Here is a 14,650-nt window from a genome sequence, read left to right as displayed (position 1 = left end):
TATTTAGCCGATAGCAGGCAAAAGAAAACGGGGGCATAGTCCCTAAAGACCAAAATCCCCCGTTTAAATTAACGCTCTCGAGGCAAATATAAGGTACTTCTCTTGTGTAGACAAGTATTTTTTGTTTTAAATCTCATAGAGTGTCTCAAAGGGCTCAATTCCAGCGAGAAAGAATTTTTGATTACAGGCATTTAGTTTACAGCAACAATTTCTAATAAAATATTGTTAACAAGGAAAATCAGTACATACATGAAGAAAACTCTCTTGAATCTCCGATACCTATGTTTAGGATTGTGGGTTGCTGCTACAACGCTTGGGTGTACAGAAGATCAGCCAAAGTCCCAAGGGCAAACAAAAAAAAGTGAGATCACATGGTACCGAAATCCTTTCATCTATAACGTAGATGTTGATGCCTTTAAAGATAGTGATGGTGACGGTACCGGAGATTTTAAAGGTCTCACCTGGCAGCTTGATTACTTAAAAGAACTGGGTGTTGATGTCATCTGGTTATCTCCGTTCCAGCCAACGCCTGACAATGATGACGGTTATGACGTTACTGACTATTACGGTATTGATAGCCGCCTGGGTAAGGAAAAGGATTTCTCTAAATTTATGCAGGAAGCCAAAAAGAGGAATATAAAGGTGATCATGGATGTTGTGCTTAACCACACTTCGATCGATCACAAATGGTATCAGGCAGCACGGTCAGACACAACTTCGAAGTTTAATTCATGGTACGTATGGTCTAAGGAACAGCCTAAAGATTTCGATAAAGGTATGGTTTTCCCCGGAGTGCAAACAGAAACCTGGACTTGGGATGACATCGCCAAGCATTATTATTTTCATAGGTTTTACGATTTTCAGCCAGACCTGAATTATAAAAACAAGGATGTACAACAAGAGGCAGTCAAAGTGCTAAAATATTGGCTCGGTAAAGGCGTGGACGGTTTTAGATTAGATGCTGTGCCATTTATTATAGATGTTCCAAATGCACAAGGCAAATCCGCAGATCCCATGTTTGACATACTTACTATGTTCAGGGATTCAATTAAAGCAATCAAGCCTGACGCAGTGTTATTAGGAGAGGCTAACGTAAGTGCGGAAGAGAACCGGGATTTCTTTGGAGAGAACGGAGACCGACTTCAAATGATGTTCAATTTTTACGCAAATCAGTACTTGTTTTATGGTTTAGCCCTGCAAGATCCGAAGCCTTTCGCTAAAGCATTAGAGGAATTTAGAGAGAAACCGGGATCATCGCAATGGGCCTTCTTTCTAAGAAATCATGATGAAATTGATCTGGGACGGTTATCCAAGTCCGAACGTAACAAGGTATATGATGAATTTGGACCTGAGGCGAATATGCAACTGTATGATCGTGGCATTAGGCGTCGTCTGGCACCAATGCTCCAAGATCCTTTAAAGATAAAGATGGCATACAGTCTGTTGCTATCTTTGCCAGGGGCGCCTGTAATCCGGTATGGAGAAGAATTGGGTATGGGAGATGACTTGACACTTAAGGAACGACTGTCTGTGCGAACGCCCATGCAGTGGGATACCAGTAGTAACGCTGGATTTTCGTCCTCATCTAAACTTTTCAGGCCGGTAATTAGCATTGGTAAGTATGCCTATAATAAAGTTAATGTGGCTAAGGAAGAGAAAGACGCTCATTCATTATTAACGTTTATTAAACAAATGGTAAAGCTAAGAAGGGAGCATCCGGAAATTGGTTTAGGGGAGTGGGAGGTTCTTAAAACGAAATCGAAGGTTTTTGTTATCAAATACACTTATGGAGATAAAGTGTTAATAGCGGTAAACAATTTTAGTGAGAAGCCTGAGGAGGTTTCGCTCACACCCTTCAATGAATCCAAAAAGCGAATTGTGCCTTTGATCCCAGGTGAACAACCACAACCGAAGAACAATAGCTTTAATATAGATGGATACGGTTACCAGTGGTTCGCGCTTCAGTAATAAGTGAAATTTACTTGCCGTTTCCGCTTGACAAAGCGATAAGTATAGCGCCTGATAAAATCAGGGCTCCACCTACCATTAGTTGCCATGTTAATTTTTCTTTAAGAAATATTACTGACAGCACTATGGTGAAAAGGAGGGATGTACGCTCTATTGTAACAATAAAAGAGGCCGGACCCATGGTTAAAGCTTTATATGATAATAACGTGGAAAGCGTAGTCAGCACGCCAGCGAGTAACAGAACGAGCCATGCTTTGCCTTCGATCTCTTTGATAGTGGTGTGATTGCCCTGATAAAAAACTACGGACCAGGTTATGGACAGGATAAGAACGGCTTGAATAGCAAAAGCTAGACTGGGGTCAACGTTTTTTAGACCAAGCTTAGTAAGAAAAATAACTAATGCAGCAGATAGTGCGGCAAGTACGGCGTATAAAATCCACATATATTATTAATTTATTAGTTAGCCTTTTTAATCAAACCTTTTACTAAACCCTTCCATTGCGGATAAGCGAACCCAAGCATAGCACTCCAGCCAACCACGGTATTTCTAATATTATCGAAGGTATTAGCCGTGTCCCTGTTAGGCATCTCATTGCGGCCATGTTGTTCAGCGAGAACAAGAAGTCCCGATCTTTTAACCTGAAAGGTTGAGCTGGCGACATCAGTTAGAAAGTGTGCCGTATTCTGATTGTCGCTTAAAGGATGAACCGAGGGCCTGACGGTCATGCTGATAACGGCAGCATCTGGGTCGTTCTCCTCTAGTATAGTCTCGATGACTACCCAATCATACCCTTGACCTGCTTTTGTTCCAGGGCCGGGAATATCGATTCTGATGTAATCGCCTTCAATCGCTTGCCTTTCAACTACTCTTCCTGAATGGTCGAAAAGCTTAAAAGACGATAGGGGAAGCATCGCATATTCAAACCACCTATTTACATTAAGCAACCGTTGCTTAACCATAGCATAATGAGAAATCGCTTCTTCCATAGTGGACAAAGTTTCTTCTGAACTTGCATTTATCGAAGAACCAACTGTCTGGTCTGGAACGTGTGTCTTGCCAAGATCATCGCTTTCATTGTTGCTCATAATCGCTTGCCTTAAGAGGGGTTTACAAATTAGCTTAACAATAATTACGGACAGTTGTTTAATGAACTATCTAATCCAGCCTGCAGGATTTTGAGCCTTAAGGCCTTTCCATATCTGAAATTGTAAATGAGGTTTACCCGCTTCATTTGCAACAACTCCGATCGCTTGATTTGTGCTTACTTTTTCGCCGACAGACACACTCACTGATTTCAGATTATGATAAACGGTATAATATAAACCGTGACTAATTAGGACGTAATATTTTCCATAAGGACTCGCCACTTGTTTTACTGTTCCATCGAAGACGGCATGAACTGCGGCATTTTCGTCAGGTTCAAGATTAATCCCATCGTTATAATAGACCGCCTGCCCTTCGTTATGCTTTCCAAACCCTTCAGTTATTCTGCCTGCTACAGGCCTTGGTAATGAACCTCTGTTTCTTTCGAAGTCGGAAGATAGTTTAGTTAAAACCGTAGGTACCGTAGTCGGGCGCTCCGCTTCTGGTTCCTTTTTTGTCGCTACAGGAGCTGCTGGAATTGGTTTGTTGGCCGCCTTAGCTTTCGCCACCTCTGCGGCTCTTAACTTGGCCTGTGCAATTCGCTCTCTTTCTGCAGCTGCTTTCTTCCTGGCCAATTCGAGCCGTGCGGCCTCCTCAGCCTTTCTCTTAGCAATAGCAATGTCTCTCAGGATCGCCGCACGAATCTGACCGTCTATTACGGTTTGCTTCTTTCTTCGTTCAACGATACCCTGACGGAATTTCTTTTCTTCCGCACTATACTTATTAAGTGCCTGATCTTGCTCTTGTTTACTTTGCCCTAGCTTGGTCTTTTCTGATTCCTGCTCCTTCATCAGACTACCTTTCTCTCTCAGATTCTTATCGAGGATAACGATCTTGTATTTTAGGTCTTTCTCTTTCCCTTCAATGAATCCAGCTTGTTTTTTGCGATAATCACCAAATTGCCGGAGGTACTTCATCCTCATGTAAGCCTGATGAAAGTCGCTGGAAGCAAAAATAAACATCATTTTTGTATAGGAGTTCTGGTTCTTTTGAGCAAAGCGAATCATGCTTGCATACTCCTTCTTAAGCTCGCTTAATTGCCCATGAAGGTTATTTACCGTCTTTGAATTTTTATGGATTTCCTGATCGAGTGATCGCATCTCAGAATTGATGACATCCATTTTTTCTTGCATCAAAGAGATCTTCTTATTCAGATCAGCAATTTGCTTGATGGTTAGATTCTTGTTGCTTGCTGCTTTGTTCGCATTTCTCTGAAGCTGATCTATTTCCCGCTGCAACTGTTCTTTCTTCTTTCTTAGTGCTGCGGGGTTGCTTTGTCCGAACGCCAGAATTCCACATAGAATTAGAGTCAGCAAGGCGCACAGCGGTTTTGTTAGCTTCATTGCCGCAAAAGTATCAAAATTATCAGAAATAATCCTGTAAGAAGTATTCTTGGGTGTTGCAATAAATGGAAGAATAAATGTTGAGATCTTTTACATTAGTTTGCAGCCTCCTCTTCATATGAACCAATGGCTCGGCAATCTTAACATTCAGTAATTTACTCACTTGCTTATCCCCATTTACTGCCCATATCTTTTGCTCTCCGGTTGCAATGTCAATATTGTAATGTTCTTTGATGGTCTTAAAGAGTGATACATTTTCGAGATTCTTACTGATAAACCGTGGAAGGTTCAAATTAGTGATATAGGTTTCTTCATACAAAACCGGGATGTTATCAATTTGTCTTAGTCTGGTAAAGTACAAACAGCCTTTTTTTAATTCAACCTCATTTAATTCATAAAAGAAGTCAAGCGGCCAGTGTTGTTTCGTTTGTTTCTGTAAGATTTGTGTAGTTAGCGTCTGGTTTCCAATGCCAGCAGTTACTCCGGAAAAAGAAAGAATCCCCAAGCCTCTTTTTGGCTCCGTTACAATACTTCCTTTTCCATGCTTCCTGGTGATGTAACCCATGTTTGTAAGTCCTGAAAGCGCCTGGCGGATGGTCACCCTCGTTGTGTTATAGGTTTTGCATAAATCATTCTCCGACGGAAGCAGATCACCTTTTATATATTTAGAATCATCAATTGACTTTTTTAAGTCATCTATAACCTTTTTATAAAGTGGAATCGTATCTCTTCTGATCATTGGGTAGCGTCTTAGGTAGGTTAAACAAATATAAAATATTTCCTCAGGTTTGTACTTGTGTATACAAGTTGTAAAATATATATTTGGTTATGAAAACCTATAAGTTAAACAGACTCTTCAACAGTCAATCGGGTAATTGCTTCGATGTTGCTATTGATCATGGCTTCTTCAATGAGCATTCTTTCCTCAGCGGTATTGAAAATATACAACAAGCCGTGAACACGCTCGTGGAAGCTGCTCCAGATGCTATTCAATTAACTATAGGCCAGGCACATTACCTTCAATCGATACCCGGGCGTCAAAAGCCTTCCCTTGTATTGAGAACAGATGTAGCAAACGTTTACGGTAAAGAATTGCCTGCTAAATTATTCAGTAGAATGATCGAACATCCGGTCGAGCAGGCAGTAGGTCTGGACGCGGCTTGTGTAGTCGTTAATTTGTTCAGTATTCCAAACGAGCCCGAAGTTATGGATCAATGCATACAAAACATTTTAAAAATAAAACCCCTGTGTGAACAGTATTGCATGCCACTGATGATAGAACCGCTGGTATTCCAGAAAAATAGTGCTGCTGGTGGTTATATGGTCGATGGCGACCTGGGTAAAATTGTTTCGCTGGTAAGACAAGGCGTAGAGTTAGGTGCTGACATCATTAAAGCTGATCCGACCAATACTATAGATGACTATCACCGGGTGGTAGAAATTGCCGGCAATATCCCTGTATTAGTTAGAGGTGGCGGTAAAGCGAGTGATCAGGAGATCTTAGAGAGAACTTATGGACTGATGCAGCAAGGTATCCGGGGGATTGTCTACGGCCGTAATGTAATCCAACACCATAATCCGGCAGGGATGACAAAAGCATTAATGTCTATCGTTCATGATCATGCTACAGCAGAGCAGGCTTTCAAATATATACAGTGATGGAAAAGGTCAATGTTGGAATCATCGGTGGTGGTTTAATGGGTAAGGAGGCAGCAAGTGCCTTTGGACGATGGTTTGTGTTAAATGATTTTCCAGTAGAAATTGAACTCGTCGCAGTTTGTGACTTGAGTGACGATGTTCTCGAATGGTATCGAAAAGTCCCTACGGTTCGGTTACTTACAACTAATTATAAGGAGCTGCTGGCAGATGCCGCAATTGATGTTGTTTACGTGGCTTTGCCACACAATTTGCATAAAGAATATTATATTGAGGTGTTAGAATCTGGTAAAGATTTGTTGGCTGAAAAGCCATTTGGCATAGACCTTCAAGCTGCGATCGAGATTGAAGAATGTGCAACACGTCTTGGACGTTTTGTGAGATGTAGCTCGGAGTTGCCGTTTTTGCCCGGACCGCAACGTGTCATTAAAGAAGTTAAGTCTGGAAGGCTTGGCGAAATTATTGAAGTAAAGGCGGGTTTTTTGCATTCCAGTGATCTCGATCGACTAAAGCCGATTAATTGGAAACGTCAAAACAAATACTGCGGTGTAATAGGGGTAATGGGTGATCTTGGTATGCATGTGTTACATATACCCTTGCGTTTAGGATGGAAGCCAGCTAAAGTTTATGCCCAGCTTCAAAAAATAATAACAGAAAGGCCAGACGGCAAAGGGGGTGTAGCCTTATGTGACACCTGGAACAACGCTTCTCTACACAGCGAAGTGTTAATCGATGGCAATACTGTGCCAATAACTTTTGAGATGAAACGGATCTCTCCGGGAGAAACCAATACCTGGTATATAGAGATCTTAGGCACCAATGGAGGCGTTAAGTATAGTACTAAAGATACCAAGGCACTGTGGACCTTTACTCTTCAAAATGGAGAGCAGCACTGGCAAAGAACAGATCTTGGATCTAAAGAAATTGCTTTTCCAACCATTACAGGTGGCATTTTTGAAGCGGGATTTGCAGATTGCTTCCTGCAAATGCTTGCTTCTTATTTTGCAGAACGAGCTGGAAAGTTAGAAAGGAAATTTGGATGCGTGACTCCTCAGGAAGCCGTTGCCAGTCACTATTTATTTGATGCCGCTTTAAAATCCGAGGCTGCCAGCAGTCTTGAAACAATTACATACCATTAAACGCAACAGGATGAAACGATCGGAAATTAATAAGGTCATACAAGACGCAGACCTGTTTTTTAACAAGAATTGCTGGACGCTTCCACCCAATCCTAAGTGGGATGTTACAGATTTTGGCTTAGGATCTTTCATGCAATGTGGACTTGTACTAGTTAATCTAGCTGAAGAAGAAGAGTATTGTGAAAAACTAATGTATGCGGTTAGGGCTCAGGTTACTCCTGCTCATACACATCGAAAGAAAAAAGAAGATATTATTTGCAGAACAGGTGCACTGGTAGTCCAACTTTGGGATCAAGATCCTCAGATACAAAAGTCGGAAGAAAGATTGCGTATTAAAATCAACGGTAACATCCAGACCATCTCTTCAGGCGAAAAGATCACACTGCAAGCCGGGAGCAGGGTGACCATCGAACCGGGCGTATGGCATGAGTTTTATCCTGATTCAGATGAATGTATCATCGGGGAGGTCTCTACCGCAAACGACGATCTTAATGACAATTTCTTTTCAAATCAGGAGATTGGCAGGTATACGGAGATTGTCGAAGATGAATTAAGGATCGTTAAATTACTTAGTGAAACAGAAAATTGAGAAACGGAATATTAGTTGGCGGTAACTGGATCATCGACCAGGTGAAGACTATTGACACCTTTCCGGAGGAGGAGAAGTTAGTGACTATAGTATCTGAATGCCTAAGCAATGGTGGATCTGCATATAACATCCTGAAAGATCTTGTAAAACTGCAGGCAGATTTTCCGTTAAGCGGGCTTGGACTTGTCGGAGATGATGAACGTGGTGATTATATCATTAACGACTGCAAAACGATGGGGATCGATACCACTCAAATTCGAAAGACTTCAACGGCCCATACCTCTTACACTGATGTCATGACTGTGAAGTCCAACGGGAAGCGGACCTTCTTTCATCAGCGGGGTGCTAATGCATACCTTGACATCAATGACTTTAATTTTGCAAGTTCTAATGCCAGGGTGTTTCATCTGGGGTATCTGTTACTGCTTGATCAGCTGGACCGATTGGAGGCTGACGGTTTAACCAGAGCCGCCAAAGTACTTAAGGCTGCGATTAAGTCAGGCTTTATTACCTCTGTAGACGTTGTCAGTGAGAACTCTGATCGCTTTAGTACTTTGATTCCACCTGCGCTGCCATATATAGATTATCTTTTTTTAAATGAGTATGAAGCCAGTATGATAACGGGAATAACCACATCTGTAACCGGAAAGGCCAGTAAGGATCTTTGCGAGCAAGCTGCCTTAAAGATCATCACTATGGGTGTTAAAAGGTGGGTGATTGTGCATTTTCCAGCCGGTGCGGTCGCAGTAAGTAACACCAAACAAGTTCTTTTTCAATCGAGCATTAACGTCCCTGAACATCTGCTGATTGGCTCTGTTGGTGCGGGAGACGCCTTCGCGGCCGGTGTGTTAATGGGAATTCACAATGAACAGTCGATGGAGAAGAGCCTGCAATTAGGAGTGGGCGCTGCAGCATCAAGTTTATTTTCTTCAACGTCATCAGATGGAGTTTTAAGTTCGAAAGAATGCCTGAGCTTAGCCGCGATATACGGATATCGACAAAGCCTCTAAGACGCCTGGTTATAAAACAAAAGGCTATAGTCAGTGTTTATCAGGAAATAATAACTGAGAGCTATGAAAACTGAAGAAAATATCGCTTTATTAAAAAAAATGACAGAAGACGTGCGAATATGCATGTTCACCACTTTATCTGATACTGATGAGTTTTCCAGCAGACCAATGGGTACTGCAAAAGTAGATGAAGCAGGAAGCATCTGGTTTTTCACGAACGAATATTCTTTGAAAACGAAAGAAATCTCTAAAGAAAATCAAGTTACGTTAGGCTATAGCGATCCCTCAAATAATACGTATATTTCAGTAAATGGTAAAGCTGAGCTTGTGGATGATCAGTCGCTGAAAGAAGCGTATTTTTCGCCAGCGATAAAAGCATGGTTTCCTGAAGGTGCAGAAGATCCAAAATTAATCCTTATCAAGGTTGAGCCTACATCTGCGGAGTATTGGGATAGCAGCTCATCAAAGATGGTTGTGGCATTTAATATGCTTAAGGCAATTGTTACCGGTACCACCTTTGATGAGGGTAAGCACGACAAGATTAGCTTTTAATCTGCTATTACGCCATTCTTATACATATCGTTTAGCAACTTTTTTGTGAATTCTGAAGCTAACGACTGCGGACTACTTGGATTAAATGTTTTAGTCTTTGCAGAATAAAGTAGTTTATCGGAATCTAGGCTGTAAACGCTTCCTTCCAATATAAACTTGTTATCATCTGAGTAATAACCAGGGATGTAAACCCTACCATAAAAGTTGCTATAGTAATTGTTATAATAGCCCCAGAATCTATAAGGATATGGGGCTATTGCCATTCTTCCATGTTTATACGTCGATTCTTTCGTCTTATCTAACAAAGCTATCGTAAAGGCGCCATCAAAGCCTTTGTCTTTAATTTTCTTCATGGCCGTCTTTTCATCAAGTGATTTTAATGAATCGCCACCAAACTGTTCAATTGCAGAGCCTGCATTAATGCCTCTGGCCTGAAGGTTCTGAACCATGATCTTTTCCATATTGGCCCTTAGCTTCTTATCCTGATCCCCCATCATTGCCATTACAAGCACCTTGCTGCTCTTATTAAGTTTAGAGTTGGGTGAAACATAGGAACTAAGCAACTTAGTGTTGGAACAAGAACTAATGAGCGCACAAGTTGTAAGCAATGCTACCACCGTACTTTTAAAAAATGTTTTCATATTGATTAGCGTTTATGTGTTTATACAATTTACGTAATTAATCACGAGTTGGTATGCCTGTGCTAAAGATTTGATAAACAGAATACAAATGAGCGTGTTTAGTAGAACAAATTGAACTTATGCCATCATCAGTAGTAGCTAAGATGTCTTATAATCCGGAAAGTAATAATTTAACAATTGTCTACACCTCAGGTAGCGTATATGTTTATAAAGAAGTGCCGTATAATGTCTATATTAGCATGAGAGCTGCAAAATCAAAGGGAAAGTTTCTAAACGAGATGATAAAAGGAAAGTACGAGTTTGAACCAAAATAAAAAGGCCAGCTATATTAGCCGGCCTTTCCATATCTGTTAACGAAATTTAGCTTGCTGTAGAATCTCTCAACATTTTGATTTTATCATGCGAGGTTCTCAAATCTGCTTTCTGCTCCGTGATCGTTGCTCTAAGATCAGCAGACAGACCGTCTGACGCTAGTGCGGTTTTATAGGCAGTTTGTGCTGCATCTTCTCCAAATTCACAATTGTTAAGTACTGTTTTTCTGTCATGGCCAGTAAATATGGCTTTAACATCCATCCAAGCTCTGTAAATCTTTCCAGAATTGGTAGTTCCAGTTTCAGCGTCTCCGCCTAAAACCTGAATCTCTTGTACCAAAGTTGCCTTATGCTTGTGACTTTGTCCAATCATCTCAGCAAATAAGGTTTTTAAATCTGCATCACCGTCCTCAAGTTCATCGATTGCTTTCTGGTAACCAGCTACTCTGTCATTGTTGATCTCGATTAGATCATTTAAGATCTCTTTATTTACACTTGTAGTTTCCATTTTATTAGGTTTTTTGATGTAAGTGAACAACAAGGTTCTTTTAGAAAAGTTTTTTGAAATCAATACGCGTATGAAACAAATTTCTCGATATGGAGTTAAATAAATATATTATCCCCTATGAAGTTTAAACTACTCCTTTTGTTGAGCTTAATCAGCAATATTCTGTCCGCTCAGGACAACTACTGGCAGCAACATGTAACGTATGAGATCGATGCCACATTAAATGATAAAAACAAATCTGTAATCGGAAGCGAGCGCCTGGTCTACAAAAATAACTCGCCCAGTACGCTTAGCTTTATATGGTTTCATATTTGGCCTAATGCCTATAAGAACGAATCAACAGCACTATTTCAGCAAATAAAGAATGACACGTCCCGTGTAACTAAATTGGATAAGTATGAATACGGAAGCATCAGCGGTCTGAATTTTACCGTCAATGGTAAAAAGGCTATTGTCGAGCCACATCCTAACCCTCAATATATTGACATTATTAAGGTTAATCTGGCAGAGCCCCTTAAGCCCGGAGACTCCGTAGCAATAGCAACAGACTTCAATGTTAAGTTGCCTTCCTACTTCTCCCGTTCAGGTCATGCTGATGGTGAGTTTATGGTCACGCAATGGTATCCAAAACCAGCAGTCTTCGACAAAACTGGTTGGCATGAATTTCCTTACCTTGACATGGGTGAATTTTATAGCGACTACTCATCATTTAAGGTCAATATAACTGTTCCTTCTGCTTATATCGTTGGAGCCACAGGGGTTCTTCAAACAGAATCTGAGCTCGCGCAATATAAAAGTACCGGTACGCTAAACGTTAAAAACAGGACTGGAAAGCCTGCTTTGTATGTTCCTAAAAGCAAATCGGCCACTAAAAAGTTGACTTATTTAATGAATAGCGTTCCTGATTTTGCCTGGTTTGCAGATAAGAACTTTGTAATTCAATATGACACTCTAAAGCTTGCCTCTGGTAAAGTAGTTGAAGCGTTCAACTACTACCACAATAAGCCAGGTACGATTTGGAACAACAGCATCGATTATACTAAAGACGCAGTCAAAAGATACAGCAATTGGGTCGGCGAATATGAATATCCTGTCGTACAGGTCGTTGAAGGTCCGAAAAACAATGCCAGCGGTGGCATGGAATACCCAACAATCACATTGATCACCAGTCCGGATGCCAAAGTGGAAAGCCTGGATGCTGTTATTGCGCATGAAGTGGGCCATAATTGGTTTATGAGCATGTTGGGAAGTAACGAGCGACAACATACCTGGCTTGACGAAGGCTTAAACTCATTTTTTGAGTTCAGGTATGAGGCTGAAAAATATCGGACGAACTCTGTTTTCGGTGAAGCTGCGATCCCTGCTAATATTAAAGCGTTGCCCGCTAAAGACTTCCTGGCCAGTTTGTATGGTGCCATGATTGAGATTCCAATGGACTCTCCAATCGAAACCCCGTCAGAAAAGTTTAAATCCTCCAATGAGTATGCGCTAATCTCCTATGTAAAAACTGCCCTGTGGTTATATTTATTAGAGTCGCAGGTTGGGACTGAAAAAATTGATAAAGCCTTCAAACTTTATTTTGCGACCTGGAAAAACAAGCACCCACAGCCTGAAGATCTTAAGGCATCATTTGAAAAGTCGCTTGGTCTGGATCTTACCAAGTACTTTGAGCTGTTAAATAAGACAGGGCAATTCAAATAATTTGGTTGTACGACTGCTCACTCTGGTCACAAATATCTAGTTCGTCTGATTAATGCAATATGCTCAATTAAGACTGTAACAAAAATGATTTGGACTCCTGTTTAGGCTCAGAATTTGTTTAGGATTTGTATTTTCGCACAAAATTTCAGAAATGACCTTTACAAATAGTAATTCGGAACAAACTGTTGATGTAATATTGATCGGCGCTGGCATCATGAGCGCAACCCTGGGTGTATTATTAAAAGAATTACAGCCGGACCTTAGTATTGAAATATTTGAACGGCTGGATGTTGCTGCCGCAGAAAGTTCTGACGCCTGGAACAACGCTGGTACCGGTCACTCCGCTTTTTGTGAATTAAATTACACACCTGAAAAACCCGATGGTACAGTTGAGACTGACAAAGCAGTAGCAATTGCAGAATCGTTTGAGGTATCGAAACAATTTTGGTCATTCCTGGTAAAAAGTAAATTAGTTGATTCACCTGAAACATTTATAAAAAGTATACCTCACATGAGCTTTGTATGGGGGGAAGGAAATGTAAAGTTTCTTAAGACCAGGTACGACAAACTTCAGGAGTGCGTTTTGTTCAAAGAAATGGAATATTCGGAAGATCCAGCTCAATTACAAGAGTGGATGCCCGTAGTGATGGAAGGCCGGTCTAATGAGGAGTCACTTGCTGCTACGAGAATGGAACTGGGAACAGACGTTAATTTCGGATCCCTTACCAGAATGATGTTTAACTACTTAAAAGAATCTGAAGCAATCAATCTTCATTTCGACCATGAGGTAAGACAACTTCACCAGAAGAACAATTTGTGGGAGGTTAAGGTAAAAAATGAGACAACCGGCGCTAAACGACTGGTCAAAGCTAAGTTTGTCTTTATCGGCGCAGGTGGTGGATCCCTTCCATTATTGGAAAAATCAAATATTCCTGAAGGTAAAGGTTTCGGAGGCTTTCCTGTAAGTGGACAGTGGTTGAAATGCATTAATCCTGAAGTAATAGCGCATCACAATGCGAAGGTCTACGGAAAAGCCTCTGTAGGTGCTCCACCAATGTCTGTACCGCACCTAGATACCAGGATGATTGATGGAAAGAAAGCATTGCTTTTTGGCCCTTATGCTGGGTTTTCTACCCGTTTCTTAAAGCATGGATCCTTAATGGACTTGCCATTATCTATTAAAGTAAATAATATCAGACCGATGATTGCTGCCGGTTTGGACAACTTGCAGCTTACTAAATACTTAATTGACCAGGTAAGACAGTCTCCCGAAGATAGGCTGAAAGCACTTCGTGAATACCTTCCAACAGCGAAATTGGAAGACTGGGAGTTAGAAACTGCTGGTCAACGCGTTCAGGTAATTAAAAAAGATGAAAAGCATGGAGGTATCCTTGAGTTCGGAACAGAGGTTGTGACTGCTGCAGACGGTAGTATCGCTGCATTGCTAGGCGCATCGCCAGGTGCTTCAACAGCGGTTTCCATCATGATCACGCTTATGGAGCGTTGCTTTCCTGAATATATTAACAAACCCGAATGGCAGGCAAAATTAAAGCAGATGATCCCTTCCTACGGACAATCCTTAAGTGATGATGCGGATCTGACTGCAAAGATTAGAATGCAGACCAGTCACACTCTCGGACTAAAAACGCCAGAATTGACTAACTAATCTTCTTTAAAGAATTGATCTCGGCATTGTCCATTATAGGCATGATCTAGTTGTGCTTTGGACTGAGTCTGGGTGAGGGCGCATTAAAGCAACACTGCTCCCACTATGAGGCCACCTTTTCTCTAGTAAAAGGCGGCCTCACCGTGGCCTCACTGTGGCCTCATGGTGGCCTCACCCAAAGCGAGACCCAAGCAAGATCTGGACATATAAGCGCATAAAGTCGGTAGAAATCCTAAGGATCCCTGGCTATCAAGAATAAAAGTTGATAGTCAATTAATTGGCATACGGATTGAGCCTCCAAGAGTTAACACTCTAATCTTAAACTACAAAAGATGCCACGTTGGTCAAAAATCGCTCTCAGAATTTTCGGAATATTAGTTGGATTAGTTATCCTCGTGTTTATTGGCCTCGCATGGTATGTC

At 41.2% G+C, this 14,650-nt stretch carries 15 protein-coding genes; 9 read left to right on the top strand and 6 right to left on the bottom strand.

Features of this window, described 5'->3' with window-relative positions; all coding sequences use genetic code 11:
- Positions 1 to 249 precede the first annotated feature (249 nt).
- On the top strand, positions 250 to 1,968 hold the full coding sequence (locus tag WKF66_RS05175) for an alpha-amylase family protein (protein WP_489673355.1): 1,719 nt from the start codon (positions 250 to 252) through the stop codon (positions 1,966 to 1,968).
- A gap of 10 nt (positions 1,969 to 1,978) precedes the next feature.
- On the opposite strand, the gene WKF66_RS05170 is transcribed toward WKF66_RS05175, so the two are convergent.
- From WKF66_RS05170 to WKF66_RS05155, 4 genes are all read right to left on the bottom strand, one after another.
- A complete protein-coding gene (locus tag WKF66_RS05170) occupies positions 1,979 to 2,410 on the bottom strand; it encodes an EamA family transporter (RefSeq protein WP_489673353.1) in 432 nt (143 codons plus the stop codon).
- 14 nt (positions 2,411 to 2,424) lie between these two features.
- Positions 2,425 to 3,054 carry a hypothetical protein gene (locus tag WKF66_RS05165; protein WP_489673352.1) on the bottom strand — a complete coding sequence of 210 codons (630 nt, stop codon included), beginning with the start codon at positions 3,052 to 3,054 and terminating at the stop codon, positions 2,425 to 2,427.
- Between the two features lie 66 nt (positions 3,055 to 3,120).
- Positions 3,121 to 4,455, bottom strand: a complete 1,335-nt coding sequence (locus WKF66_RS05160) for a murein hydrolase activator EnvC family protein (RefSeq protein WP_489673351.1) — start codon at positions 4,453 to 4,455, stop codon at positions 3,121 to 3,123.
- A 22-nt stretch (positions 4,456 to 4,477) separates the two neighbouring features.
- On the bottom strand, positions 4,478 to 5,194 hold the full coding sequence (locus tag WKF66_RS05155) for a GntR family transcriptional regulator (RefSeq protein ID WP_489673350.1): 717 nt from the start codon (positions 5,192 to 5,194) through the stop codon (positions 4,478 to 4,480).
- 89 nt (positions 5,195 to 5,283) lie between these two features.
- On the opposite strand from WKF66_RS05155, the gene WKF66_RS05150 reads away from it, so the two are divergent.
- The 5 genes from WKF66_RS05150 to WKF66_RS05130 all read left to right on the top strand — a co-directional run bounded on the left by WKF66_RS05150 (position 5,284) and on the right by WKF66_RS05130 (position 9,401).
- Positions 5,284 to 6,114: a class I fructose-bisphosphate aldolase gene (locus WKF66_RS05150; protein WP_489673349.1), complete on the top strand. Its 831-nt coding sequence runs from the start codon at positions 5,284 to 5,286 to the stop codon at positions 6,112 to 6,114.
- Complete coding sequence (locus WKF66_RS05145; RefSeq protein ID WP_489673348.1) at positions 6,114 to 7,250, top strand: Gfo/Idh/MocA family protein; 1,137 nt, start codon at positions 6,114 to 6,116, stop codon at positions 7,248 to 7,250. The genes WKF66_RS05150 and WKF66_RS05145 overlap by 1 nt, the downstream gene beginning before the upstream one ends.
- A gap of 10 nt (positions 7,251 to 7,260) precedes the next feature.
- Entirely contained in the window at positions 7,261 to 7,839 is a 579-nt protein-coding gene (locus WKF66_RS05140) for a D-lyxose/D-mannose family sugar isomerase (RefSeq protein WP_489673347.1), read from the top strand.
- A complete protein-coding gene (locus WKF66_RS05135) occupies positions 7,836 to 8,849 on the top strand; it encodes a carbohydrate kinase family protein (protein WP_489673346.1) in 1,014 nt (337 codons plus the stop codon). Before WKF66_RS05140 ends, WKF66_RS05135 begins: the two co-directional genes overlap by 4 nt.
- Positions 8,850 to 8,912: 63 nt before the next feature.
- Positions 8,913 to 9,401 carry a pyridoxamine 5'-phosphate oxidase family protein gene (locus tag WKF66_RS05130; protein WP_489673345.1) on the top strand — a complete coding sequence of 163 codons (489 nt, stop codon included), beginning with the start codon at positions 8,913 to 8,915 and terminating at the stop codon, positions 9,399 to 9,401.
- On the opposite strand, the gene WKF66_RS05125 is transcribed toward WKF66_RS05130, so the two are convergent.
- Positions 9,398 to 10,042, bottom strand: coding sequence for a hypothetical protein (locus WKF66_RS05125; RefSeq protein WP_489673344.1), 645 nt, complete (start codon positions 10,040 to 10,042; stop codon positions 9,398 to 9,400). The two genes, WKF66_RS05130 and WKF66_RS05125, sit on opposite strands and share 4 nt — an antisense overlap.
- A gap of 119 nt (positions 10,043 to 10,161) precedes the next feature.
- Between WKF66_RS05125 and WKF66_RS05120 the strand changes: the two genes are divergently transcribed.
- Positions 10,162 to 10,356, top strand: coding sequence for a KTSC domain-containing protein (locus tag WKF66_RS05120; protein WP_489673343.1), 195 nt, complete (start codon positions 10,162 to 10,164; stop codon positions 10,354 to 10,356).
- A gap of 46 nt (positions 10,357 to 10,402) precedes the next feature.
- Here the strand turns inward: WKF66_RS05120 and WKF66_RS05115 are convergent, their stop codons facing one another.
- Complete coding sequence (locus tag WKF66_RS05115) at positions 10,403 to 10,861, bottom strand: PA2169 family four-helix-bundle protein (RefSeq protein WP_489673342.1); 459 nt, start codon at positions 10,859 to 10,861, stop codon at positions 10,403 to 10,405.
- Between the two features lie 117 nt (positions 10,862 to 10,978).
- On the opposite strand from WKF66_RS05115, the gene WKF66_RS05110 reads away from it, so the two are divergent.
- Together WKF66_RS05110 and WKF66_RS05105 are read left to right on the top strand one after the other, a co-directional pair.
- Entirely contained in the window at positions 10,979 to 12,562 is a 1,584-nt protein-coding gene (locus WKF66_RS05110) for a M1 family metallopeptidase (protein WP_489673341.1), read from the top strand.
- Between the two features lie 142 nt (positions 12,563 to 12,704).
- Complete coding sequence (locus WKF66_RS05105) at positions 12,705 to 14,228, top strand: malate:quinone oxidoreductase (RefSeq protein WP_489674212.1); 1,524 nt, start codon at positions 12,705 to 12,707, stop codon at positions 14,226 to 14,228.
- Positions 14,229 to 14,650: the final 422 nt, after the last annotated feature.

Source organism: Pedobacter sp., from assembly GCF_037719805.1.
GTDB lineage: Bacteria > Bacteroidota > Bacteroidia > Sphingobacteriales > Sphingobacteriaceae > Pedobacter.
Note: the sequence above shows the minus strand (reverse complement) of the source record. Positions and strands in the feature narration are given on the sequence as shown.